24 protein-coding genes are annotated in these 23,763 nt (G+C 68.7%); 1 reads left to right on the top strand and 23 read right to left on the bottom strand.

What is annotated here, in order from left to right:
- Positions 1-148: 148 nt before the first annotated feature.
- The 6 genes from ACIQD6_RS04335 to ACIQD6_RS04310 form a co-directional block, all read right to left on the bottom strand.
- Entirely contained in the window at positions 149-298 is a 150-nt protein-coding gene (locus ACIQD6_RS04335; RefSeq protein ID WP_401877791.1) for an LxmA leader domain family RiPP, read from the bottom strand.
- Between the two features lie 150 nt (positions 299-448).
- Complete coding sequence (locus ACIQD6_RS04330; RefSeq protein WP_401877789.1) at positions 449-1,426, bottom strand: T3SS effector HopA1 family protein; 978 nt, start codon at positions 1,424-1,426, stop codon at positions 449-451.
- A 1-nt stretch (position 1,427) separates the two neighbouring features.
- Entirely contained in the window at positions 1,428-2,555 is a 1,128-nt protein-coding gene (lxmK, locus tag ACIQD6_RS04325) for a class V lanthionine synthetase subunit LxmK (protein WP_401877787.1), read from the bottom strand.
- A gap of 99 nt (positions 2,556-2,654) precedes the next feature.
- The gene (locus ACIQD6_RS04320) at positions 2,655-4,340 is read right to left on the bottom strand and encodes a DUF6297 family protein (protein ID WP_401877785.1); all 1,686 of its coding nucleotides are present in this window, start codon (positions 4,338-4,340) and stop codon (positions 2,655-2,657) included.
- Positions 4,330-5,031, bottom strand: a complete 702-nt coding sequence (locus ACIQD6_RS04315; protein ID WP_401877783.1) for an ATP-binding cassette domain-containing protein — start codon at positions 5,029-5,031, stop codon at positions 4,330-4,332. Before ACIQD6_RS04315 ends, ACIQD6_RS04320 begins: the two co-directional genes overlap by 11 nt.
- Complete coding sequence (locus ACIQD6_RS04310) at positions 5,028-5,783, bottom strand: class I SAM-dependent methyltransferase (protein WP_401877781.1); 756 nt, start codon at positions 5,781-5,783, stop codon at positions 5,028-5,030. Before ACIQD6_RS04310 ends, ACIQD6_RS04315 begins: the two co-directional genes overlap by 4 nt.
- Before the next feature lie 362 nt (positions 5,784-6,145).
- Between ACIQD6_RS04310 and ACIQD6_RS04305 the strand changes: the two genes are divergently transcribed.
- On the top strand, positions 6,146-7,933 hold the full coding sequence (locus ACIQD6_RS04305) for a glycosyl hydrolase family 18 protein (protein ID WP_401878140.1): 1,788 nt from the start codon (positions 6,146-6,148) through the stop codon (positions 7,931-7,933).
- Between the two features lie 95 nt (positions 7,934-8,028).
- Here the strand turns inward: ACIQD6_RS04305 and ACIQD6_RS04300 are convergent, their stop codons facing one another.
- The 17 genes from ACIQD6_RS04300 to rpmE form a co-directional block, all read right to left on the bottom strand.
- Positions 8,029-8,475: a DUF2550 domain-containing protein gene (locus ACIQD6_RS04300; protein ID WP_401877779.1), complete on the bottom strand. Its 447-nt coding sequence runs from the start codon at positions 8,473-8,475 to the stop codon at positions 8,029-8,031.
- A 252-nt stretch (positions 8,476-8,727) separates the two neighbouring features.
- Positions 8,728-9,102 carry a F0F1 ATP synthase subunit epsilon gene (locus ACIQD6_RS04295; protein WP_401877777.1) on the bottom strand — a complete coding sequence of 125 codons (375 nt, stop codon included), beginning with the start codon at positions 9,100-9,102 and terminating at the stop codon, positions 8,728-8,730.
- A 123-nt stretch (positions 9,103-9,225) separates the two neighbouring features.
- Positions 9,226-10,674, bottom strand: coding sequence for a F0F1 ATP synthase subunit beta (gene atpD, locus ACIQD6_RS04290; protein ID WP_401877775.1), 1,449 nt, complete (start codon positions 10,672-10,674; stop codon positions 9,226-9,228).
- On the bottom strand, positions 10,675-11,592 hold the full coding sequence (locus tag ACIQD6_RS04285) for a F0F1 ATP synthase subunit gamma (protein WP_401877773.1): 918 nt from the start codon (positions 11,590-11,592) through the stop codon (positions 10,675-10,677).
- 20 nt (positions 11,593-11,612) lie between these two features.
- On the bottom strand, positions 11,613-13,208 hold the full coding sequence (atpA, locus tag ACIQD6_RS04280) for a F0F1 ATP synthase subunit alpha (protein WP_401877771.1): 1,596 nt from the start codon (positions 13,206-13,208) through the stop codon (positions 11,613-11,615).
- 164 nt (positions 13,209-13,372) lie between these two features.
- The gene (locus tag ACIQD6_RS04275; protein WP_401878137.1) at positions 13,373-14,188 is read right to left on the bottom strand and encodes a F0F1 ATP synthase subunit delta; all 816 of its coding nucleotides are present in this window, start codon (positions 14,186-14,188) and stop codon (positions 13,373-13,375) included.
- Between the two features lie 2 nt (positions 14,189-14,190).
- A complete protein-coding gene (locus tag ACIQD6_RS04270) occupies positions 14,191-14,745 on the bottom strand; it encodes a F0F1 ATP synthase subunit B (protein ID WP_401877769.1) in 555 nt (184 codons plus the stop codon).
- A gap of 41 nt (positions 14,746-14,786) precedes the next feature.
- Positions 14,787-15,032 (bottom strand): ATP synthase F0 subunit C, encoded by a 246-nt coding sequence (atpE, locus tag ACIQD6_RS04265; protein ID WP_030749165.1) that lies wholly within the window; start codon positions 15,030-15,032, stop codon positions 14,787-14,789.
- 74 nt (positions 15,033-15,106) lie between these two features.
- Positions 15,107-15,877 (bottom strand): F0F1 ATP synthase subunit A, encoded by a 771-nt coding sequence (gene atpB / locus ACIQD6_RS04260; protein ID WP_401878134.1) that lies wholly within the window; start codon positions 15,875-15,877, stop codon positions 15,107-15,109.
- A gap of 276 nt (positions 15,878-16,153) precedes the next feature.
- A complete protein-coding gene (locus ACIQD6_RS04255) occupies positions 16,154-16,591 on the bottom strand; it encodes a hypothetical protein (protein WP_401877767.1) in 438 nt (145 codons plus the stop codon).
- Positions 16,592-16,873: 282 nt separating this feature from the next.
- A complete protein-coding gene (locus ACIQD6_RS04250; protein WP_401877765.1) occupies positions 16,874-18,256 on the bottom strand; it encodes an MraY family glycosyltransferase in 1,383 nt (460 codons plus the stop codon).
- 145 nt (positions 18,257-18,401) lie between these two features.
- Entirely contained in the window at positions 18,402-19,658 is a 1,257-nt protein-coding gene (gene glyA, locus ACIQD6_RS04245; protein ID WP_401877763.1) for a serine hydroxymethyltransferase, read from the bottom strand.
- Positions 19,659-19,808: 150 nt separating this feature from the next.
- Positions 19,809-20,453 carry a protein-tyrosine-phosphatase gene (locus tag ACIQD6_RS04240; RefSeq protein WP_401877761.1) on the bottom strand — a complete coding sequence of 215 codons (645 nt, stop codon included), beginning with the start codon at positions 20,451-20,453 and terminating at the stop codon, positions 19,809-19,811.
- Positions 20,450-21,097, bottom strand: coding sequence for an L-threonylcarbamoyladenylate synthase (locus tag ACIQD6_RS04235; protein WP_401877759.1), 648 nt, complete (start codon positions 21,095-21,097; stop codon positions 20,450-20,452). Before ACIQD6_RS04235 ends, ACIQD6_RS04240 begins: the two co-directional genes overlap by 4 nt.
- A 232-nt stretch (positions 21,098-21,329) precedes the next feature.
- Positions 21,330-22,169: a peptide chain release factor N(5)-glutamine methyltransferase gene (gene prmC, locus ACIQD6_RS04230; RefSeq protein WP_401878132.1), complete on the bottom strand. Its 840-nt coding sequence runs from the start codon at positions 22,167-22,169 to the stop codon at positions 21,330-21,332.
- A gap of 104 nt (positions 22,170-22,273) precedes the next feature.
- Positions 22,274-23,353, bottom strand: coding sequence for a peptide chain release factor 1 (gene prfA / locus ACIQD6_RS04225; RefSeq protein ID WP_401877757.1), 1,080 nt, complete (start codon positions 23,351-23,353; stop codon positions 22,274-22,276).
- A 111-nt stretch (positions 23,354-23,464) separates the two neighbouring features.
- Entirely contained in the window at positions 23,465-23,683 is a 219-nt protein-coding gene (rpmE, locus tag ACIQD6_RS04220) for a 50S ribosomal protein L31 (protein WP_401877755.1), read from the bottom strand.
- Positions 23,684-23,763 lie beyond the last annotated feature (80 nt).

The following is a 23,763-nucleotide window of genomic DNA, read 5'->3' as shown; positions in this document are numbered from 1 at the left end:
ATTTTGTACTGCCAAAACCCTTAAATAAACCCTGTTTAAATCACCTAAACCGGGCCCGGGCTCAACGGCATGGGGGGCGGGGGGCCCCGGCCGGCCGGGCCGGGGCCACCGCGGCACCCGCACTGACTACCGTGTCAATGCGTCAGGATCAACAGGTGATGCCGGCCGTAATGGTGATGCAGATTTCCGAGGAGGTCACCGTGGTCGTGATGGCCGGCGCATCGGCGGACTCCGAGGCAGTCAGCTCCTCGGGAGTGGTGTATGCGGCGTAACCCTCGATAAGTTCGACAGAATCCATGTCTTTCCCCCTCATAACAAGTACGACGGAGAGAAGCTCAGTTCACACATCGAACGCCCCCCCGATGACGCCGATTAGCGAATCATCTTTCCGTCATTCCTGGTAGGGACTTTACCGGGCTTGCTCATGTGACATGAAACACACAGGAGGTCAGCCGGAAAGCATCGGAGATTCGGCATTCCGATGCATTGAGACCGGGTCAATTCCGGCTTCACGCAGATGCCTTACGAGGCATTCGTCCGACGGTGTCCCGCTGTTCCCCACCGGTGCGCCGAGTGGTTCGAGCAGCGCGTCGACGATGGCCGCGGCCCGGTGCTGGCCGAAACTCATCCCTCGTCTGCCGGGCCGGCTGTCGTCCGGTTCCCAGGCGATGGCCACACCGGGGGCGAGTTCACGGGCAAAAGGTGAGGACAGCCCGCTCCGTCCCGCCTTCGAGGACGGCTGCAGTGCGTACGCGAAGGACAGTACGGCGTCCCAGGCGTCTTCTCCCAGGTACACCACCAGGCCGTCCCTGCGCGGGAACAGCCGGGGTGAGGAGGTCACCTTGGCCCGGTAACGCACCTTGGCGGCCTCCATCCGCTCCAGGACCGTGCCCCACAGATCCACGGCCTCGTCGACCCCGTCGAGCTGCAGATACAGCCGCAGGAGCGGCTTGCCCAGGGGCTTCCCCGAAGAACCGTCCACCAGGAAGAAGCCCGGGGACAGTCCAGGCCTGTGGGCCGGGAGCCGCACCTGGCCGTCCACCAGTGTCTCGGACGGGGTCAGCCGGACCTTGATCCCGTCGATGACGGCGATACGGGGCCCTCCCGCGTCCTCGGGCCGGTACGGGACGGCCCGGACGGGGGTCGTGGCGTGCGGCGTGCGGCCCGCAAGGCGTTCTTCCAGAGCGGGGTCCCGGAACGAGCGCGGAAGATCCTCGCCGAAGACATGGCCCACATGGAACGTCTCGTAGATGGCGGCGATGAGCTTCTGGCGCAGTTGCCGTCCGGTCTCCGCTGTCAGTTCCCGGCCGCCGACCGTCGCGCTCAAGCCGTCCGGCGACACGCTCACGCCGTCGAGGACAGTGAGCAGCCCGGCATCGAGGCACGGTGGGAGCAGACGGTCGCCGAGGGGCGTGCTGCCGGTCATCTCAGTCCTCCAGGCCCAGTGTTGCGGCGAATGTGGCGGGACGCAGAACAGCGGACCGGCCGATTCCGGCCGCGGCCCGGTCGACGGCGTTCAGCTTGGGGCGCTGCTCGGCCGCGGCGAACACACGGTCCAGCAAGTGCCAGCCCGCGAACGCTGCCGCCCGTACCCGCAGACCGGGATCGGATGGGGATGCCTCCTTGCGGTATCCCTCCCAGAAGGCGACGTTCTTGGGGCGCAGGCGTTCCAACTCCCGCACCCCACGGTCCACCACCTCACGGTGGGACAGCTGAGGAGCCGGTCCCGACATGCCGGGATCCTGGGAAGGTATGTCCAGTACCGCCCGGTGGAGCCACTCACCGACGAAGCTCCCGATGTCACGTGCCGGGTCGGCGATCCGGAACTCCTCCCAGTCGCACAGGTGGAGCACGTCCTCGTACAGCAGGAACTGATCCAGCCTGAGATCGCAGTGCGCCGGCGTCCGCACGGCCCCGGACTCCTCCCGGCGCAGCTCCCGCAGTCCTTCGATGAGTTCGCCGTCGTTCTGCAGGAGTCCCCACGCTTCCAGGGACGCGCCGCTGGCCCGCGTGTAATACGCCATCGGCAGCGCTTCGAAGAAATCCATCGGCGGCAGCGGCGGCAGGTCCTCGGGCGTGCCCTGCGGTGTGGCCAGGGGCAGGGAGTGCACGGATCCGACGACCCGGCCGGCCTCATGGGCGAGTTCATCGCCGAACGCCCCCTCCTTGGCCAGGTCCGCGCCCGAACGCGCCTCCTTGAGCCACTCGAAGACGACGGTCAGTTCGCCCTCGTCCCAGCCCAGGCAGCGCGGAGAGGCCGGTGCGCCGCGGCGCGAAGTCCGCCGCGCACCGTCCTCGATCACTCCCGATACCGCGTGCGCGGCCACCTCCACCGCCGCTCCCCCACGCTCGGCTACGTCCGTCTCGAAGCGCACCGCTCTCCGAAATCGAGCCAACGCGTCCGGCCGCGTGGGGTCCAGGCGCTTGACGAACACCGCATGGCCCTCACTCGTCACTCCCACCCGGTTGTCGTTGCGGCCGGCCGGGGACTCGTACTCCGTGGTGTCCAGGACTCCCAGCCCCAGCCGCCGCAGGAGAGGTATCTCTTCTGGCATGGTCAACAGCCCACCCGTCATGTGAAGTTGTGCTGCGAGGCAGCCGGTCCGTGCCGCCCCGCCCGCGGAAACCGGCGGAGGCCGGGCTCCCGGCCGCGCTCACCCCGAATACAGCCGATGCGCCGTCCTGCGGACCCACCACAGACCCACGGCGCCGACCAGCAGCTGCCACAGCGACTGCACCGCTCCGTAGGCGCCGCCGTGCACGACCGACACCAGCACGGGAGCCGTCAGTACCAATGCGGCCAGTGGTCCTCGCACGTACCACACCAGCGTCTGGAAGGGCCCCGTGTTGCCCATCGGGGTATGACTGCCGATGAGAATATGCGGCGGAACGGTGCCCCGGTAGGCGCTGACGAGCGCGGCGGCCAGCAGCGCCGGAGCGGCGGCGACGAGCGCCACGAGCCCCGGTCGGCCCCAGCCGCTCAGAGCGCTCACCGCGGCCCCCGCCGCCAGCCCCGCGAGCAGCAGGGTGCCGGGAACGAGCGCGTGGCGCAGGGCCAGCGATTTCGCCGGATAGGGGAGGTTGGCCGACCGGCGCAGGTCGTCGCTCTCCACCCGTGCGGGCTCGGCCAGTTGGGCTGCCGCCAGATAGCCGGCGAGCAGCGCGGCGACGGCGGCCAGGGACCGGGCGTCCTCCCGTACGGTCGGGGCGAGCACGGTCAGGGCCACCGCGGCCGCCACCCACGCGGCCGCCCAGCCCAGCCGGCCGGGCGCGCGCAGCAGCCCGGTCGCGTCGCGCCACGGTACGACGAGCCACGGCCGGCCCGGCATGGGCAGCCGCAACGCCGGCCGCGAACCACGTTCCCTCAGCGCGGGGACCCCGGACCTGGCCTGCCGCAGATCCAGCATGAACAGCGAGGCGGTGACCTGGGAAGCCACCGTGGTACGAAGACGCAGCGCCGCCGCCGAGATACGCGGTGTCTCCCGCCGGGCCAGCAGCAGCGCGGCGAGCATCCATCCCGCCGACAGCGCGGCGCCCGCCGGCCACCAGGGCGCGCCGTCCCCCATGGCCGCGACGAGTGGTTGCGCGGCCCAGCCCCAGGGGCCCGACCACAGGAAAAGCGGGCCGAGCCAGGTCGGCGCGCCACGGACCGCCGACACCACCGCGACGACGGCCAGAACCGCGACGAGCGCCCAGGCCGCGCCGAAGAGCCGCGCCCCGTGCCGTGCCAGCGGGCGGTCGTGACGCTCCACCAGCGCGCCCGCCGCGCACCCCGTGATCGCGGCCGCGACACCCGCCCAGGCTCCGGCCGCGGTCACCACCGGCCAGGACGTGGCGCTCGTCCCGTACAGCAGGAAGCCGAGCGCGCCACCCACCACCAGGCCGACCGCCCCCGCCACCAGCACGGACGCCAGCAGACGGGACAGCAGTACGGATGCCCGCGACAACGGCGTCGGCAGCAGCCACGACACGGTGGGCATGTCGAGCAGCACCGGCCCCCGCCACACCGCTCCGCGCGCCATGAGGAGTAGCACGAGCAGCAGCAGGACGGGCATCGCGACCGGCAGACTCATCAGGACGTGCTCCGCCACCGGGCCGTGCCGCCCTGCGGCGCGCCCGGCCCGGGCCGCGGCCAGCAGGGCCGGAATTCCCCAGAACGTACCGACCAGCGCGACGCCGTAGACGGCCAGCGCCACATTCTTGCGTTTCTCGTACCGGGACTGGCTCCGCGCCATCCTCAGATACGCCAGCGCCCTGGTGCTCTGTTCGCTGTGTTCGCCGAGTTCGCGCCGCTCCGCGCGCACCCCTCGGCGCGCCCGGCGTATCAGGTCAACGGCCATTCCCCGCCGATCGTCGTGCGGACGTCGGGACCGGCGTCCCGCCGTCGAGCGTGAACACCCGGTCGGCGACCGCGATCAGTTCCTCGTGGTGCGTCGCGACCAGGACCGCGACACCGCGGTCCCGGTGCTCGGCCATCCGGTCGGCCAGTTCCTGCCGTGCGTGGGCGTCCAGGCGCTGCTCCGGCTCGTCCAGTACGAGCAGGTCATGGGGGCGTACGAAGGCGGCGGCCAGCAGCAGCGCCTGGGTCTGTCCCGACGACAGGGCCGAGGGCAGTACGTGCGCGTGATCCGCCAGATGGTGTTCTTCGAGTACGTCCCGCACCGAGTCGTCGGCCTCGTCCCCCAGCCCGTGAGCGAGCGCCACCAGCATTAGGTGCTCACGCACCGTCAAGTCGGGGTAGTGGGCTCCGGAATCCATCACGGTCGCGACGCGCTCCCGGACAGCGGGAGAGTCCTCGTCGATGGGCTCGCCGCCGAACAGCACGGTCCCCGAGGTCGGCCGTTCCCGGCCGGAGGCCACCCGCAGGAGCGTCGATTTGCCGGACCCGTTGTCGCCCGCGAGGACGACGCACTCGCCCGGCTCGACGTCCAGAGTCGCCGAATGCAGCACCTGCCGGTCGCCGTAGCTGCGGCTGACATCCACCAGCCGGAGCAGGGCCGGGCCAGGCGGCTCTTCCGTCCGCGTCGTCATGCGTTCACGTTCTCCGAGTCCTCCGTCGCCTCGTACACGGAGACGTGCCGCGGACTGTCCGGCCCGAACGCCTCGCCCTTCCAGCCCGCGAAACGGTCCACCAGTTTCAACCCGGCCAGCCGCGCCATGAGGTCGATCTCGGAGGGCCACGCGTACCGGATGAGTTCCTGCGTCGGGCGGGGCGTTCCACCGTCCAGCACCGTGTGAATGACCAGCATCAGCTGCCGGTCGCGCATTACATGCGTGCTGTCAATCATGATGGCCTGCGGCGAGAGATAGCGTGTACTCGTCTTCTCTCCCTCGGACCGGTGGAAGGGCAGCGGGTCGAAAGCCTCGACGACCACCCGCCCACCGGGCGCCAGTTGCTCGCGCATCCGGCACATGCATTCCACCTGCTTCTCGGCCGAGGTCGGCGCGAAGAAGGTATTGAGTGCGACGAACACGACGTCATAGGTCTCGCCCGTGGTCGACGTCGTGAAGTCGCCCTTCGTGGCTACGACCTTGTTCTCGGTGTCGCGTTCCGCGAGCTTCCTCAGCATCTGCTCGGAACCGTCGATTCCGTGGACCGTAAGGCCCCGGCCGGAGAGCGGGATCGCGATGCGGCCATTCCCGACGCCGATTTCCAGCACCCGTCCCGAGGCGGGGGCCAGCTTCGCGATGAAGTCGACCGTATCGGCTATGTCCGGCGATGCGGCCGGATACATGAGGTCGTAGACATCGGCCAGAGCATCGTAAGTAACCAGTGATTCCACGGCACTTCTCCTGAATCCCGAAACATCCTCGTCCAGTGACCACGGACATTACAGCGATTCGGCTGACAGGCCGTAGCGGGGGTGTCACAGCTCACGCAGGCCGCGCTCTCCCCGACTGCGGCATCTTTGGTCTGGACCTATTGACGAGTGGTCCAGACCTTCCTACTCTCACCGCACACACTGCGGTGAGCTGTCGCAGGGTATTCACTTGAGGAGCACTCGTGATCTCCCAACTCGCCCTCCACAGATCCGGACTCAGACCCGGACTCAGACCCGGACTCAGACCCGGACTCAGACCCGGAGTCAGACCCGGAGTCAGACCCGGACTGAGATCCAGACTCACATCAAGAACCGTCGCGGGCCTGACCGCCCTGCTGCTTCCTCTCGCCGCCCTCGTCGGGCTGGCCACCCCCGCTGAGGCCGCCACCTCCGCGACCGCCACGTACACCAAAGTCTCCGACTGGGGCACGGGCTTCGAAGGCAAGTGGACGGTGAAGAACACCGGTACCACCAGCCTCAGCTCCTGGACCGTGGCATGGGACTTCCCCTCCGGTACGGCCGTCACCTCCGGCTGGGACGCCGACATCACCGGCTCGGGCAACCGCTGGACCGCCAAGAACAAGGCCTGGAACGGCACGCTCGCCCCCGGCGCGTCCATCAGCTTCGGTTTCAACGGCAGCGGCGGCGGCTCCCCCGCCGGCTGCACACTCAACGGCGCCTCGTGCGACGGCGGGCCGGGCAACCCCGGCGACAACCCGCCCTCCGCTCCCGGCACTCCGACCGCCGGCGGCATCACCGACACCTCGGTCACCCTCAGCTGGACGGCGGCGACCGACGACAAGGGCATCAAGAACTACGACGTCCTGCGGGACGGCGCGAAGGTCGCCACGGTCACCGGCACGACATACACCAACACCGGTCTGACCGCCGGCACCGACTACTCGTACACCGTCCAGGCACGTGACACCGCCGACCAGACGGGGCCGGTCAGCGGCGCCCGCGCGGTCCGCACCACCGGCGGCGGCTCCGTTCCCGGCGGCAAGGTCAAGCTCGGCTACTTCACCGAGTGGGGCGTCTACGACCGGAATTACCACGTCAAGAACGTGGTGACGTCCGGCTCCGCCGGCAAGGTCACGCACATCAACTACTCGTTCGGCAATGTCACCGGCGGCAAGTGCGCGATGGGTGACAGCTTCGCCGCGACCGACAAGGCGTACACCGCCGACCAGGCCGTCGACGGCGTCGCCGACACCTGGGACCAGCCGCTGCGCGGCAACTTCAACCAGCTGCGCAAGCTCAAGGCCAAATACCCGAACATCAAGGTGCTGTGGTCCTTCGGCGGCTGGACCTGGTCGGGCGGCTTCGGCCAGGCCGTACAGAATCCCGCCGCCTTCGCACAGTCCTGCTACGACCTCGTGGAGGACCCGCGTTGGGCCGATGTCTTCGACGGCATCGACCTGGACTGGGAGTACCCCAACGCCTGCGGGCTGTCCTGCGACACCAGCGGCCCCGCCGCGTTCAAGAACATGATGCAGGCCATGCGCGCCAAGTTCGGTACGAACAACCTGGTCACCGCGGCCGTCACGGCGGACGCCTCGGCCGGTGGCAAGATCGACAAGGTCGACTACGCGGGCGCCGCCCAGTACATGAACTGGTTCAACGTCATGACGTACGACTTCTTCGGCGCCTTCAGCGCACAGGGCCCGACCGCCCCGCACTCCCCGCTCACCTCGTACCCGGGCATCCCGCAGGCGGGCTTCAACTCGGCCGAGGCGATAGCCAAGTTCAAGGCCCAGGGCGTACCGGCCGCGAAACTGCTGCTCGGTATCGGCTTCTACGGGCGCGGCTGGACCGGAGTGACACAAGCGACGCCGGGCGGCACCGCGACGGGCGCGGCCCCCGGTACGTACGAGCCGGGCATCGAGGACTACAAGATCCTCAAGAACACCTGCCCGCCCACCGGCACCGTCGCCGGTACCTCGTACGCCAAGTGCGGCAGCAACTGGTGGAGTTACGACAGCCCGGCCACGGTCACGTCCAAGATGGCCTGGGCGAACCAGCAGGGCCTGGGAGGCGCCTTCTTCTGGGACTTCACCGGTGACACCGCGAACGGCGAGCTGGTGACAGCGATCAACAGCGGGCTCGGATAGCCGGACAGCCAGACCGGCACAGCGCATGAATCACGGCGCATGAACGAAGGGGGCGGTGCCCGCGGCGCCGCCCCCTTCACCTTGCCCCGAGAACCTCAGGCCACATTCACGCGCTGTCCCGGCGGCGCCGCCTCCAGCCAGGCCAGGAAGCCCGTGAGCGCGTCGTCGCTCATCGCCAGTTCCAGCCGGACCCCGCGGTGCGCACAGCCGAGAATGACCGCGTCGGAGAGCAGTGCCAGCTCCTCCTCGCCCTCGGGGGCCCGGCGGGCCAGCACCTCGATCGAGGACCGCTCCAGGGTGCGGCGCGGACGGGGAGCGTACGAGAAGACCCGGAACCAGTTGATCCGGTCGCCGTTGTAGCGGGCGACGCCGTACACCCAGCCCTTGCCGGAGAGGTCGGGCTCCTCCGGCACGTTCCAGCGCAGGCTGCAGTCGAACGTACCGCCGGAGCGCTGGATCAGCCGCCGGCGCAGGCCGAAGACGAAGAGCCCCACCGCAACCAGGACGACGACCAGTCCGCAGACAAGCAGAGCGAGGACCATCAACACCGACCTCCTCGCCTCATCCAGTACCGGAACAAGAACCGCACCCGCATCGCCTCAGCCGCGACCCGGTCCGGAGAGTCCGGAACGAGCCGCGGCTGAGGAAGCTGTGCCTTCCGGAGAAGGCCTCCGGGCTCCGGGGACGACCCCCGACGAGCCGGGAAGCGGTCTCCGAACCCCGGAGGAAATCTCCGGACCCCGGCCGTGAGGCCGGGAGCACAGCCGTAACGCTATCGCTATCGTCGTGGTGCGCTAGCGCGCCGCCACCGCACGCAGCCGGACATCGGCGCGCCGCTCCGCGGCATCGTCCTCGCCCGACTTCGCACGCTCCAGCGCAACCTCTGCGCGCTGGGTGTCAATCTCGTCCGCCAGCTCGGCGATCTCCGCCAGCAGCGAAAGCTTGTTGTCGGCGAACGACAGGAAACCGCCGTGCACCGCGGCGACGACCGTCTCACCATCGCTCGTACGGATGGTCACCGGGCCCGACTCCAGCACACCGAGCAGCGGCTGGTGACCGGGCATGACGCCGATGTCGCCGGACGTGGTGCGCGCGACGACCAGGGTGGCCTCGCCGGACCAGATACTGCGGTCAGCGGCGACCAGCTCGACATGCAGCTCAGCAGCCAAGGGTGGCTCCTCGGGTCACCACCCGGCCGTATCGCCGGGTGTTGGCTTCAATTCTATGGGGTCTCGATAAGAGCGTCGGAGGGGGGCGGGACAAACCCGCCCCCCTCACAGGAACCGGGCGGCTCAGGAGACGCCGAGCTCCTTGGCGTTGGCCTTGAGGTCCTCAATGCCACCGCACATGAAGAACGCCTGCTCGGGGAAGTGGTCGTACTCACCGTCGCAGATCGCGTTGAACGCGGCGATCGACTCGTCGAGCGGCACGTCCGAACCGTCCAGGCCGGTGAACTGCTTGGCGGCGTGGGTGTTCTGCGACAGGAAGCGCTCGACGCGACGGGCACGGTGGACAACGAGCTTGTCCTCCTCGCCCAGCTCGTCGATACCGAGGATCGCGATGATGTCCTGGAGGTCCTTGTACTTCTGCAGGATTCCCTTGACGCGGCTGGCCGCGTCGTAGTGGTCCTGCGCGATGTAGCGCGGGTCCAGGATGCGGGACGTCGAGTCCAGCGGGTCGACCGCCGGGTAGATGCCCTTCTCCGAGATCGGACGCGACAGCACGGTCGTCGCGTCGAGGTGCGCGAAGGTCGTGGCCGGGGCCGGGTCGGTCAGGTCGTCCGCGGGGACGTAGATCGCCTGCATCGAGGTGATCGAGTGACCACGCGTCGAGGTGATGCGCTCCTGGAGCACACCCATCTCGTCGGCCAGGGTCGGCTGGTAACCCACCGCGGACGGCATACGGCCGAGCAGCGTGGAGACCTCGGAACCGGCCTGGGTGAAGCGGAAGATGTTGTCGATGAAGAGCAGCACGTCCTGCTTCTGCACATCGCGGAAGTACTCCGCCATGGTCAGGGCCGAGAGCGCGACGCGAAGACGCGTGCCCGGCGGCTCGTCCATCTGTCCGAAGACCAGCGCGGTCTTGTCCAGAACGCCCGAGTCGGTCATCTCGTCGATGAGGTCGTTGCCCTCACGGGTGCGCTCGCCGACACCGGCGAACACGGAAACACCGTCGTGCAGCTTGGCCACACGCATGATCATTTCCTGGATGAGGACGGTCTTGCCGACGCCCGCACCACCGAACAGACCGATCTTGCCGCCCTTGACGTACGGGGTCAGCAGGTCGACGACCTTCAGGCCGGTCTCGAACATCTCGGTCTTGGACTCGAGCTGGTCGAAGGCCGGGGCCTTGCGGTGGATCGGCCAGCGCTCGGTGATCTGAGACTCGGCCTCCGGCTCGTTCAGGATCTGACCGAGGGTGTTGAAGACCTTGCCCTTGGTCACGTCACCGACGGGAACGGTGATGCCGTTGCCCGTGTCGGTCACCGAGGCCTGGCGGACCAGGCCGTCGGTGGGCTGCATCGAGACCGCGCGCACCACGCCGTCACCCAGGTGCTGGGCGACTTCGAGGGTCAGCGTCTTGAGCTTGCCCTCCTCGGCGGGGTCCGCGACCTCGACGTGCAGCGCGTTGTAGATGTCCGGCATCGCGTCGACGGGGAACTCCACGTCGACGACCGGGCCGATGACCCGGGCGACGCGGCCCGTGGCTGCGGCCACAGCGTTCTCGGTAGTCGTCGTCATTTACCTGTCACTCCCCGCGGTCGCGTCGGCCAGGGCGCTCGCGCCACCGACGATCTCGCTGATTTCCTGGGTGATTTCGGCCTGGCGGGCCGCGTTGGCAAGCCGGGAGAGGCTCTTGATGAGATCCCCGGCGTTGTCGGTCGCCGACTTCATCGCGCGGCGGGTGGCAGCGTGCTTGGAAGCGGCGGCCTGGAGCAGCGCGTTGTAGATACGGCTCTCGACGTAGCGCGGCAGCAGGGCGTCGAGGACGTCCTCCGCCGACGGCTCGAAGTCGAACAGCGGAAGGATCTCGCCCTTCGTGCCGGACTCCTCGGCCGACTGGTCGAGGCTGAGGGGCAGCAGCCGGTTCTGTACCGGCGTCTGCGTCAGCATCGACACGAACTCGGTGAAGACGATGTGGAGTTCGTCCACGCCGCCCTCGGCCGTGTCCTGCTGGACGGCCTCGATCAGCGGCGCCGAGACCTGCTTGGCGTCCGCGTACGTCGGGTTGTCGGTGAAGCCGGTCCACGACTCCGCGATCTTGCGCTCACGGAAGCCGTAGTAGGCGACACCCTTGCGGCCGACGATGTACGTGTCGACTTCCTTGCCCTCGCCGCGGAGCCGCTCGGTGAGCCGCTCCGCCGCCTTGATGGCGTTCGAGGAGTAGCCGCCGGCCAGACCGCGGTCGCTCGTGATGAGCAGGACCGCGGCACGGGTCGGTGACTCCGCCTCGGTGGTCAGAGGGTGCTTGGTCGTCGACCCCGTCGCCACCGCCGTGACCGCGCGGGTCAGCTCGGTCGCGTACGGAGTGGAGGCCGCCACCTGGCGCTGCGCCTTGACGATGCGCGAGGCGGCGATCATCTCCATCGCCTTGGTGATCTTCTTGGTCGCGGTGACGGATTTGATGCGACGCTTGTAGACCCGGAGCTGGGCTCCCATGAGTCAGGTCCCTTCCGTCGTCACTTGGAGACGTTGGCGGCCGGAGCGTCGTCGCCCAGGAGCTTGCCGTCCGAGGTCTCGAACTGACGCTTGAAGGCGGCGATGGCGTCACCGACGGACTGGATCGTGTCGTCCGACATCTTGGCGCCCTCGGCGATGCTGGTCAGCAGTTCCTTGCGCTCGCGGCGCAGGTACTCCAGCAGCTCCGTCTCGAAGCGGCGGATGTCGAGGACCGGTACGTCATCCATCTTGCCGTTGGTGCCGGCCCAGACGGAGACGACCTGCTCCTCCACCGGGAACGGCGCGTACTGCGGCTGCTTCAGCAGCTCGACCATGCGCTTACCGCGCTCCAGCGACGCCTTGGAGGCCGCGTCCAGGTCGGAACCGAAGGACGCGAACGCCTCCAGCTCGCGGTACTGGGCGAGGTCCACACGCAGTCGGCCGGAGACCTGGCGCATGGCCTTGTGCTGGGCCGAACCGCCGACTCGGGAGACCGAGATACCGACGTTCAGCGCGGGCCGCTGGCCGGCGTTGAACAGGTCGGACTCCAGGAAGCACTGTCCGTCGGTGATGGAGATGACGTTGGTCGGGATGAACGCCGACACGTCGTTGGCCTTCGTCTCGACGATCGGGAGACCCGTCATCGAACCGGCGCCCATCTCGTCGGAGAGCTTGGCGCAGCGCTCCAGGAGACGCGAGTGCAGGTAGAAGACATCGCCCGGGTAGGCCTCACGGCCCGGCGGACGGCGCAGCAGCAGGGACACGGCGCGGTAGGCGTCGGCCTGCTTCGAGAGGTCGTCGAAGATGATGAGGACGTGCTTGCCCTCGTACATCCAGTGCTGGCCGATGGCCGAACCGGTGTACGGCGCCAGGTACTTGAAGCCGGCCGGGTCGGACGCGGGGGCGGCGACGATCGTCGTGTACTCGAGCGCGCCCGCCTCCTCCAGCGCACCGCGCACGGACGCGATGGTGGAGCCCTTCTGGCCGATGGCGACGTAGATGCAGCGGACCTGCTTCTTGGTGTCGCCGGAGCGCCAGTTGTCGCGCTGGTTGATGATCGTGTCGACGGCAAGAGCGGTCTTGCCGGTCTGCCGGTCACCGATGATCAGCTGACGCTGGCCACGGCCGATCGGCACCATGGCGTCGACAGCCTTGTAGCCGGTCTGCATCGGCTCGTGCACCGACTTACGGACCATGACGCCCGGAGCCTGAAGCTCCAGGGCGCGGCGGCCTTCGGTCTCGATCTCGCCGAGGCCGTCGATCGGGTTGCCGAGCGGGTCGACAACGCGACCGAGGTAGCCCTCGCCGACAGCGACCGAGAGGACCTCGCCGGTACGGGTGACCGACTGGCCTTCCTCGATACCGCTGAACTCACCGAGGATGATCGAACCGATCTCGCGCTCCTCGAGGTTGAGGGCGAGACCAAGGGTGCCGTCCTCGAACTTCAGCAGCTCGTTCGCCATGGCCGAGGGCAGACCCTCGACCTTGGCAATGCCGTCTCCGGCCACGCTGACCGTACCGACCTCCTCGCGCGAGGCCGCGTCCGGCTTGTACGACTGGACAAAGTTCTCCAGCGCGTCCCGGATCTCCTCCGGCCGGATCGTGAGCTCCGCCATCTGGGTTCCCTGCTCTCCTTGTTGGGCCCGAAGTTTCTTTGGGGGTCTGGGGATGACCCCAGGAATCTTCTGCAATCTCTGCACGGCCCAACCGGGCCGCTGGTCTTCTTTGTTCTGTTGCCGCCGTCAGCCGTATCGCCTGCCGTCGGCGTTGTCGCCTGCCGTCAGCCCGCGAGCCGCCGGGTCGCCTCTTCGATACGGTCCGCGACCGTGCCGTTGATGACCTCGTCACCGACCCGCACCGACACCCCGCCGAGGACCTCGGGGTCCACGTCCAGGTTCAGATGCATCGGGTGGCCGTACAGCTTGGCCAGGGCCGCGCCGAGGCGCCGCTTCTGGCCCTCGGTGAGCGGTACCGCCGAGGTGACGACGGCGACCATCCGGTCCCTGCGCGCCGCGGCGAGCCGGGACAGGGTCTGGAGACCCGCTTCCAGGCTACGTCCCCGGGGCTGCGTCACGAGACGCACGACCAGGCGCTCGGTGGTCGGGTTGGCCCGCCCGCCGAGGAGGCTGTGCAGCAGCTCGGTCTTGGCGGAGACCGCGGCCGACCGGTCGGTCAGCGCGGCACGCAGTCCGGTGCTGGACTCGACGATCCGGCCGAACCGGAACAGCTCGTCCTCCACGTCGTCCAGCGCGCCGGACCGCTCCGCGGCGGTCAGCTCGGCGGTGGCGGACAGCTCCTCCACCGAGTCGACCAGGTCGCGCGGCTGCGACCAGCGGGACCGGACCATGCCGGAGACCAGGTCGGCGGCGGGGCCGCCCACCTGACCGCTCAGCAGCCGTCCGGCCAGCTCGGCCTTGGCCTCGCCGCCCTGCGCCGGGTCGGTCAGGACCCGGCGCAACGACACCTCGCGGTCGAGCAGCGCGGTGACGGCGGCCAGCTCGTCGGCGAGCTTCGCCGCGTCGACCGACGTGCTGTCGGTCAGCGCGTCGAGACGCTCGCGCGCGGCAGCCAGCGCCTCGCGGCTCGCTCCGTGCATCGTCATCGGGCCGCCTCAACCGTCGAAGCGTTCTCCTCGAGCTCGTCGAGGAAGCGGTCGACGGTACGGCTCTGCCGGGCGTGGTCCTCAAGGGACTCACCGACCAGCTTGCCGGCCAGATCGGTGGCGAGCTTGCCCACGTCCTGACGCAGCGCGCTGGCCGCGGCCTTGCGGTCCGCCTCGATCTGGGCGTGCCCGGCGGCGATGATCTCTTCCCGCTGCCGCTGACCTTCCGCCTTCATCTCCTGGATGATGACGGTGCCCTGCTCGGTCGCCTCCTGGCGGAGACGGGCGGCCTCGTGGCGGGCCTCGGCGAGCTGGGCCTTGTACTGCTCCAGGACGCTCTGCGCCTCGGTCTTGGCCTCCTCCGCCTTCTCGATGCCACCCTCGATGGCCTCGCGGCGCTCTTCCAGAACCTTGTTGATGTTCGGGAGGAGCTTCTTGGCGAGGAAGAAGAAGACGATGGCGAAGGCGATCAGCCCGACGAGGAGCTCCGGTCCGGGCGGGATGAGCGGGTTCTGCTGCTCCTCCGCCGCCAGGGATACCAGCGCGTTCACATCAGTGCCTTTCGTCGTAATGGGCTATTCGTCCCAGAACGTCAGCTGCCGTAGACGAACGGCATGACGATGCCGATCAGCGCGAGCGCCTCACAGAAGGCGAAGCCGAGGATCTGGTTGGTGCGGATGAGGCCGGCGGCCTCGGGCTGGCGGGCCAGCGCCTGGGTGCCGTTACCGAAGATGATGCCGACGCCGACGCCGGGGCCGATGGCCGAGAGACCGTAACCGATGGAGCCGAGGGCCTTGAGGTCACCGGAGACGGCGGCGAGGTTCGAGAGAGCGGACATGCCGGTTCTTCCTTCTCTTTCACGGACCGGTGGGGGTTGGCCACCGGACGACTGGGGGTGAGTGTGGAGAGGGCTCAGTGGCTCTTGGCGACTGCGCCCTGCAAGTAGGTGCAGGCCAGGAGTACGAACACGTAGGCCTGGATGGCCTGGACGAACAGCTCGAAGACGATCATGCCCATGGTCATCACGAACGAGACGCCGGCGGCCGGGATCAGGAAGCCGTTCAGCAGGTACCAGCTGGCGACGGTGAACATCACGAGCAGCAGGTGACCGGCGAACATGTTGGCGAAGAGCCGGACCATGTGCGTGAACGGCCGGACGAGGACGTTCGAGAAGAACTCGATGACCACGACGAGCGGCAGGACCGGGCCGAGCGACTTGTCGTAGCCGGTGACGTTCTTCAGTCCGCCGACGAATCCGTGGCGCTTGAACGTCACGGACATCCACATCAGATACACGACGATCGCGAGACCGGCCGGGTAGGCGATGACGGAGGCGACCGGGAACTGGGCGAGCGGAACGACCGACCAGATGTTCATGATCCAGACGAAGAAGAACAGCGAGACCATGAACGGTACGTACTTCTCGCCCTCGCGCTTGCCCATCGTCTCGTAGACGATGCCGCGGCGGACGAAGTCGTAACCGGCCTCACCGATCATCTGGACCTTGCCGGGGATCAACTTCGGCTTGTTGAAAGCCATCCAGAAGAAGCCGACCACGATCATCGAGGCGAGCAGCGCCAGAAGCATCGTCTTGTTGAAGTAGAAGCCGCCGACCTCGGCGATCGGCTTGAAGAGGAAGGAGTGCAGGCCCGGAGCCGGAAAGCCGCAGCCGTTGTCGGCCAAAATGCGGCAACTCCAGTCGAAGGCGAGCGTCGTCTGGTCAGCACTCACCGCGGGCTCCTTCAGAGTGGCGCATAGGTACGGCAACCTCGTTGTGTCGGTGCGGCGCAGGGCCGCGGTTCGGCACCGGACAGGTCTTACAGGTGTGGGAGCGGCAGCTCTCGGGCTTCAAGCCTCGCGTGAGAACAGGCGTCAGCTCGGATGCCCGCGCCCGCAATGCCGCAGTTGAAACCGGACGATAGCAGGGTCCGGTGCGGGTACTTATCCCGGCCCTACCTCTCACGCCGACGACCCCGTCTTCTCGGCCTTACCGGCGGTCGAAGACTCGGGTTCGACGTAGAGGATCTTGGCCTTCATGTGTGCACGCGCCTGAGCGGAAACCCAAGCGACGGTCGCCACGATCAAGGTGATGGCGAACGCCCTCGGGTGGAACAGGGTGGTGTTCTTGAACAGGGCCATGAAGATGAACAGCAACAGCAGCTGGGCCGTATAGAGCATCAGCCCCATCGCCTGGAACAACTGCGGGAGCGACTTCGCCGTCCGCTGGAGGACCACCAGACCGATACCCATGAAGAGGATGACCACCAGCGTGCCGACGGCGGCTCCCAGAGCTCCCTTCCCACCCGCGACCACACCACTGACCACGGCGGCGACAACGCCGACGGCGGCAGTGGGTACGGCGGTGTGAAGGAGGTTCCGGACGTCGTTGGACGGCATGGCGGCAGCTCCGCTGAATGGGTGGGGCAGTGGGGCAGATGGCGTCGTCATGGACGAGAGTAGGCCCGGTCCGAGAGGAAGATTCTCGGGCCAACGGACCGTCGCACTACGGTCCTTCGGCTCTGTCGCCGGGTCTCGTGAACAGTATCACAAACTATTTGATGAGGTCTTTACCATGGTGGTGTGCCAACTGTCACACATGAGAGTGAACGCGCGCGTGTGTGCAGTGCAGCGCGGCAACTTGTCTGGTAATGACCATCGGCGCGAAGAATAACCTGCCGGTCAATTCCGGAAACCGGCCTTCCAGCGGTCGGGAACACGCGAACGGGCGCCCAGCGCGGTAGCGCCGTTGACGCCGGCGGGAACAGGCGTACGTTCCTCGGGCTCCGCCGTCGGCGCCTGCGGCTCGCACGGCCCGCCGGCGGCCCCGGAAACGGCCTCCCCACCGACGACCTCCGACGCCTCAGACGCCTCAGGCGTCTCGGACGCCTCAGGGACCCGGCGCCGGTAACGCGGCGGCACGATGGCCTGCGCCCAGAGCGGAGCCCGCGGTGTGAAGCGCGGCAGTAGCAGAAGCACCAGGCCCACCGCGCTCAGCCCGACGACGATCAGCAGGATCCACATCGACGCCGAGTGCACCGAGTAGGCGACCACTCCGAACGCGATCAGCGCCGACCAGAAGTACATGATCAGGACCGACCTGCTGTGCGAGTGCCCGATGTCCAGCAGCCGGTGGTGGAGGTGGCCCCGGTCGGCGGCGAACGGTGACTTGCCGTTCCAGGCCCGGCGTACGACCGCCAGCACCAGGTCCGCGAACGGGATCGCGATGATCGTCATCGGCAGCAGCAGAGGGATGAAGACCGGCAGCGCCGCGTGGGTGGCCTGCCGGGTGGAGCCCTCGAAGACGGCCAGGGCGTCCATGTCGACCTGTCCGGTCACCGAGATCGCGCCCGCGGCGAGCACCAGACCGATCAGCATCGATCCCGAGTCGCCCATGAAGATCCGCGCCGGATGCATGTTGTGCGGCAGGAAGCCCACGCACATCCCCATCAGGATGGCGGCGAAGAGCGTGGCGGGGGCGGCGGCCTCGATGCCGTACCCGTACCAGATCCGGTACGCGTACAGGAAGAAGGCCGCGGAGGCGAGACAGACCATCCCGGCCGCGAGACCGTCGAGGCCGTCCACGAAGTTGACCGCGTTGATGGTGATCACGACCAGCGCGACGGTCAGCAGGGTGCCCTGCCAGTCGGTCAGCGAGACCATGCCGATGCCGGGCACCGGGATCCACAGGATCGTCAGACCCTGCATGACCATCACGCCCGCGGCGATCATCTGCGCGCCCAGTTTGATCAGGGCGTCGATCTCGAACTTGTCGTCCAGGACACCGACCAGCCAGATCAGCGCGGCACCGGACAGCAGCGCGCGCGGCTCGTTGGACAGCTCGAAGACCCCGTTGAGGTTCTGCAGGTTGTCGGCCACGAGCAGTCCGGCACACAGGCCGAAGAACATGGCGATGCCGCCGAGCCTCGGCGTCGGTTCGCGGTGAACGTCACGTGCGCGGATCTCCGGCATCGCTCCGACCGCGATGGCGAACTTCCGCACCGGACCGGTCAGCAGATAAGTCACCGCAGCCGTCACGCAGAGCGTCAGCAGGTAATCACGCACGGGCTGCCCCACAGGAATCGCTGGCCATCTCAGCCCCACACACTAGCCCGCGCGAGAGCCCCTGTTGGAAACCGAGTCGCCATACGAACAGGGACGACCGACCGAGCGCCATGGTTTCACGGCTTCCCGCAACCGTCCCTCGCAGTCAGGAAACGGTCCCATACGGCGGAAAAAGCCTCACCAGTTCCCGCACCCCGTCGCGGACGTCACGCGCCTCGTCACCGCCCTCGCGCAACGCCGAGGCGAAGAGAGTCGCGATCCGCGTCATTTCCGCCTCAGACATGCCCTGAGTGGTCACGGCGGCGGTCCCCAGCCGCAGGCCGCGCCCGTCCGCGTACGGCAGCGCGCAGGTGTCCAGCACGACCCCGGCCGCCGCGAGCCGGCCGCGGGCCGTCCTGCCGTCCACCCCCAGGGGCGACGGATCCGCGGTGATCAGATGAGTGTCCGTACCGTCCGTGGTGATCAGGAAACCCTCCGCCGCCAGCGCCTTCGCGAGAGCGCGCGCATTGGCGACGACCTGATGCGCGTACGCCGTGAACGCCGGCGCCGCCGCCTCACCGAAGGCGACGGCCTTGGCCGCGATCGTGTGCATCTGCGCGCCCCCCTGTGTGAACGGGAACACCGCGCGGTCCACCCGCTCCGCCAGCTCCACGCCGCAGAGGACCATGCCGCCCCGCGGCCCGCGCAGCACCTTGTGTGTCGTCGCGCACACGACATCCGCGTACGGCACGGGACTGGGCGCCGCTCCCCCGGCGACCAGCCCGATCGGGTGGGCGGCGTCCGCGATCAGATACGCGCCGACATCGTCCGCGATGTCCCGGAACGCGGCGTAGTCGATATGGCGCGGATACGAGATCGAGCCGCAGACGAGCGCCTTGGGCCGGTGAGCCCGCGCCAGCCGGCGGACCTGGGCGTAGTCGATGAGCCCCGTCGCCGGTTCGACCCCGTACCCGACGAAGTCGAACCACCGGCCCGAGAAATTGACGGGCGCGCCATGCGTGAGATGCCCCCCGTACGGCAGCCCCATGGCCAGCACCGTGTCCCCGGGCTTCAGCAGGGCCGCGTAGGCCGCGAGGACGGCGGAGGAGCCGGAGTGCGGCTGTACGTTCGCGTGCTCGGCGCCGAAGAGCGCCGTGGCCCGCGCGATGGCGACCCGCTCGGCGGCGTCGGCGAACTCGCAGCCGCCGTGGTGCCGGGCGCCGGGGTAACCCTCCGCGTACTTGTTGGCGAGGGCGGAACCGAGGGCGGCGAGGACGGCGGGCGAGGTGAAATTCTCGGCGGCGATCAGCTGAAGGGTGGTGGCCTGCCGGGTGGCCTCGCCGAGGATGATCTCGGCCATCTCGGGATCCTGCCGGAGCAGGGTGTCCGTCGATGTCGCAGAGGATGCGCTGACGACCGGCATGGCGAACTCCGGACCTCGAAGGGTGCGTCTATCCAAATGTAGGCCGCCCCGAGAACGGATGCCCGGCGATGGGCAGGCGGCGCACCGGCGCACCACGGCGCACCGCCGGGAGGCGCACCGCCGGGAGGCGCACCGCCGGGAGGCGAGACGCTACGTCGAGACCCCCGTAAGCGCCGTGACCACCGGATCCAGCGCCTGATGGATCTCGTCGCCGATCGAGCGGAAGAACGTGATCGGTGCCCCGTACGGGTCGTACACCTCGTCCGCGTCCGCCGTGGGCGCCAGCAGCCACCCCCGCAGCGCCGCCGCCGCCCGCACCAGCGCGCGCGCACGTTCCACCACGCCGTCGTCGAGGGGGTCGGGCAGCGTCGCCGGGTCTATGGCCCGTACCAGCCTGGTGAACTCCTTGAGCGTGAAGGTACGCAGCCCCGCGGAGTGGCCCATGGAGATCACCTGGGCGCGGTGGTCGCGGGTCGCGGTGAGGACCAGGTCGGCGCGGATGACGTGTTCGTCGAGCAGTTCGCGGCCGACGAAGCCGGACGCGTCGGCGCCGAAGTCGCTGAGCACGGCCTCGGCGTTGGCCTCCATGGGGGCGCCCTCGTGCCCCCAGGTGCCCGCGCTCTCCACGATCAGGCCGCCCGTGAGCCGCTCGCCGAGACGGACGCTCAGGGCATGCCTGTTCAGCCGCTCGGTGATGGGCGAACGGCAGACATTGCCGGTACTGACGTGGAGGATGCGGAAGGTGCCGCCGGTGTGTGCGGTCTCCGCTATGCCACGCCCCTCAGGGGCGGTCAATTGGCCACCTCAAGGTCGGGTACCACCTTGCGGAGCTCCTCCGCGTCGATGGCGCCGGCCCGCAGCAGCAGCGGAACCTCGCCGGTGACGTCCACGATCGCCGAAGGAACGATTCCAGGCGTCGGGCCGCCGTCGAGGTAGACGGAGACCGAGTCCCCGAGCATCTCCTGGGCGGCGTCGCAGTCCTCGGGGGACGGGTGCCCCGTGAGGTTGGCGCTGGAGACGGCCATCGGGCCGACCTCGGTGAGCAGTTCGATGGCTACGGGGTGCAGCGGCATCCGGATCGCCACCGTGCCACGGGTGTCGCCGAGGTCCCACTGGAGGGACGGCTGGTGCTTGGCGACCAGGGTGAGGGCGCCGGGCCAGAACGCGTCGACCAGCTCCCAGGCCTGCTCGGAGAAGTCGGTGACCAGGCCGTGCAGGGTGTTCGGGGAGCCGATCAGGACGGGGGTGGGCATGTTGCGCCCACGTCCCTTGGCGTCCAGCAGATCGGACACGGCCTCGGAGCCGAAGGCGTCCGCACCGATCCCGTACACGGTGTCGGTGGGCAGCACGACCAGCTCACCGCGGCGTACGGCCGACGCGGCCTCGCGCAGACCTGTGGAACGGTCGGTCGCGTCGTTGCAGTCGTATCGCCGTGCCATCAGCCTGACTCCCTTTTTCTGTGGGCTCGGTTCGCCTCCGGGGCGCCGCAAGCCACTGTCGACAGTCGACCGTGCTCGGTTCGCTCGTACCTCACAAACCTGCGCGCGCTCTCCCTTACGACAGCGGCGCGCCCCTTCGGCTCACTCGCCGGGGCAAGCGGGGCACCCAGGCCGGACCGGGCACCGGCCCCCGCCCCAGGGCGTGTTGCGAACGGGACGACCATTCGCGCCGTCACGGCATCGCCTTACGCGCCGTGGCGAATCGCGGCCGCTTGTTCAGGTCGGGGTGGTCCGCCGCGTCCGCCCAGCCGGATTCCTCGCTGAAGATCCACGGGACCTGTCCGCCCTGGGTGTCCGCGTGCTCGATGACGACCAGGCCACCGGGCCGCAGCAGCCGGTGCGCGGTGCGTTCGATGCCGCGGATCGTGTCGAGGCCGTCCTCGCCGGAGAAGAGGGCCATCTCCGGGTCGTGGTCACGGGCCTCGGGGGCGACGTACTCCCACTCGGTCAGCGGGATGTACGGCGGGTTGGAGATGACCAGGTCGACCTGGCCGTCGTAGTCGGGCAGGGCGCTCAGGGCGTCTCCCCGGTGCACGGTGACCCTGGACCCCTCGGCGTTCTTCCGGGTCCAGTGGAGGGCGTCCTCGGACAGTTCCACCGCGTGCACGCGGGAGCGCGGCACCTCCTGGGCCATGGCGAGCGCGATCGCGCCGGAGCCCGAGCACAGGTCCACGATGAGCGGCTCGACGACGTCCATCGCCCGGACGGCGTCTATCGCCCAGCCGACGACGGATTCGGTCTCGGGGCGCGGTACGAAGACCCCGGGGCCCACCTGGAGTTCCAGGTAGCGGAAGAAGGCACGTCCGGTGATGTGCTGGAGCGGTTCACGGGCCTCGCGGCGGGCGACGGCCTCCCAGTAACGGGCGTCGAAGTCCGCGTCCTTGACGTTGTGCAGCTCGCCCCGCTTGACGCCGTGCACGTACGCGGCGAGTTCCTCCGCGTCGAAGCGCGGTGAGGGCACGCCCGCGTCGGCCAGCCGCTGGGTGGCCTGGGCCACCTCGGCGAGCAGCAGGCTGCGGGGGACGGGCCCGCGGCGGAGCCGCTGAGGGTCGCTGTGCCCCCCAGAATGTGGCTGCACGCTGGTTCCTCCGGACTGCGAGAGTGGTTGCTGGGGGGTTACTGGGCGGCGGCGAGCTTCGCGGCGGAATCGGCGTCGACGCAGGCCTGGATGACGGCGTCCAGCTCACCGTCGAGCACCTGGTCCAAGTTGTACGCCTTGAAACCGACTCGGTGGTCCGAGATCCGGTTTTCCGGGAAGTTGTACGTACGGATCTTCTCGGACCGGTCGACCGTACGGACCTGACTGCGCCGCGCGTCGGCGGCCGACTTCTCCGCCTCTTCCTGTGCCGCGGCGAGCAGCCGTGAGCGCAGGATACGCAGAGCCTGTTCCTTGTTCTGGAGCTGGCTCTTCTCGTTCTGGCAGGAGGCGACGACTCCGGTCGGCAGGTGCGTGATGCGGACGGCGGAGTCGGTGGTGTTGACGGACTGGCCGCCGGGTCCCGAGGAGCGGTAGACGTCGATCCGCAGGTCGTTGGCGTGGATCTCGACGTCGACCTCCTCGGCCTCGGGGGTGACGAGCACGCCGGCGGCCGAGGTGTGGATGCGGCCCTGGGACTCGGTGGAGGGCACGCGCTGCACGCGGTGCACCCCGCCCTCGTACTTCAGCCGGGCCCAGACGCCCTGTCCGGGCTCGGTGGCGCCGTTGCCGCCCTTGGTCTTCACCGCGACCTGGACGTCCTTGTAGCCGCCCAGCTCGGACTCGGTGGCGTCGATGATCTCGGTCTTCCAGCCGACGCGCTCCGCGTAGCGGAGGTACATGCGCAGCAGGTCACCGGCGAAGAGGGCGGACTCGTCGCCGCCCGCGCCCGCCTTGACCTCCAGGATCACGTCCTTGTCGTCGCTGGGGTCGCGCGGTACGAGCAGCAGCCGGAGCTTCTCGGTGAGCTGCTCGCGCGTCTTCTCCAGGTCCTTGACCTCGACGGCGAAATCGGGGTCGTCGGCCGCGAACTCGCGGGCGGTCTCGATGTCGTCGCCGGTCTGCTTCCAGGAGCGGTACGTGGAGACGATCGGGGTGAGCTCGGCGTAACGCTTGTTGAGCTTGCGCGCGTTCGCCTGGTCGGCGTGGACCGACGGGTCCGCGAGCTTGTTCTCCAGATCGGCGTGCTCGCCGATCAGGTCCTCGACCGCCTCGAACATCGGGGGCTCCTGGGTTCTTCGTACGAAGTGCTTCGGGAAACGCGGCCACGGCAAAGCGCCGGTCTCGACGCCCCTGGAAAAGGGGCGCCGAGAACCGGCGCAGATGACTCGCTACTTCTTGGCGGCGGCCTTGCCGAAGCGGGCCTCGAAGCGGGCCACGCGGCCACCGGTGTCGAGGATCTTCTGCTTGCCCGTGTAGAACGGGTGGCACTCGGAGCAGAGGTCGGCGCGGATGGTGCCCGACTCGATGGTGCTCCGGGTGGTGAACGACGCACCGCAGGTGCAGCTGACCTGGGTCTCGACGTACGTGGGGTGGATGTCGCGCTTCAAGGGATTCTCCTAGTTTCGGGAGGGCGCCGGGTCGTACTCGCGGATTGCTCGTACGTGAACCGGGGCCGACGTACCAGTCT

Source organism: Streptomyces sp. NPDC088400 (assembly GCF_044753355.1).
In the GTDB taxonomy this organism is placed as follows: domain Bacteria; phylum Actinomycetota; class Actinomycetes; order Streptomycetales; family Streptomycetaceae; genus Streptomyces.
This window is presented reverse-complemented; position numbering and strand designations above follow the sequence as displayed.

Coding starts and splice junctions, on each gene's coding strand:
- ACIQD6_RS04335 (WP_401877791.1), bottom strand. CDS start 298: ATGGATTCTGTCGAACTTATCGAGGGTTACGCCGCATACACCACTCCC.
- ACIQD6_RS04330 (WP_401877789.1), bottom strand. CDS start 1,426: ATGACCGGCAGCACGCCCCTCGGCGACCGTCTGCTCCCACCGTGCCTC.
- lxmK (WP_401877787.1), bottom strand. CDS start 2,555: ATGCCAGAAGAGATACCTCTCCTGCGGCGGCTGGGGCTGGGAGTCCTG.
- ACIQD6_RS04320 (WP_401877785.1), bottom strand. CDS start 4,340: ATGGCCGTTGACCTGATACGCCGGGCGCGCCGAGGGGTGCGCGCGGAG.
- ACIQD6_RS04315 (WP_401877783.1), bottom strand. CDS start 5,031: ATGACGACGCGGACGGAAGAGCCGCCTGGCCCGGCCCTGCTCCGGCTG.
- ACIQD6_RS04300 (WP_401877779.1), bottom strand. CDS start 8,475: ATGGTCCTCGCTCTGCTTGTCTGCGGACTGGTCGTCGTCCTGGTTGCG.
- atpD (WP_401877775.1), bottom strand. CDS start 10,674: ATGACGACGACTACCGAGAACGCTGTGGCCGCAGCCACGGGCCGCGTC.
- ACIQD6_RS04285 (WP_401877773.1), bottom strand. CDS start 11,592: ATGGGAGCCCAGCTCCGGGTCTACAAGCGTCGCATCAAATCCGTCACC.
- atpA (WP_401877771.1), bottom strand. CDS start 13,208: ATGGCGGAGCTCACGATCCGGCCGGAGGAGATCCGGGACGCGCTGGAG.
- ACIQD6_RS04275 (WP_401878137.1), bottom strand. CDS start 14,188: ATGCACGGAGCGAGCCGCGAGGCGCTGGCTGCCGCGCGCGAGCGTCTC.
- atpE (WP_030749165.1), bottom strand. CDS start 15,032: ATGTCCGCTCTCTCGAACCTCGCCGCCGTCTCCGGTGACCTCAAGGCC.
- ACIQD6_RS04255 (WP_401877767.1), bottom strand. CDS start 16,591: ATGCCGTCCAACGACGTCCGGAACCTCCTTCACACCGCCGTACCCACT.
- glyA (WP_401877763.1), bottom strand. CDS start 19,658: ATGCCGGTCGTCAGCGCATCCTCTGCGACATCGACGGACACCCTGCTC.
- ACIQD6_RS04235 (WP_401877759.1), bottom strand. CDS start 21,097: ATGGCACGGCGATACGACTGCAACGACGCGACCGACCGTTCCACAGGT.
- prfA (WP_401877757.1), bottom strand. CDS start 23,353: ATGTTCGAGGCGGTCGAGGACCTGATCGGCGAGCACGCCGATCTGGAG.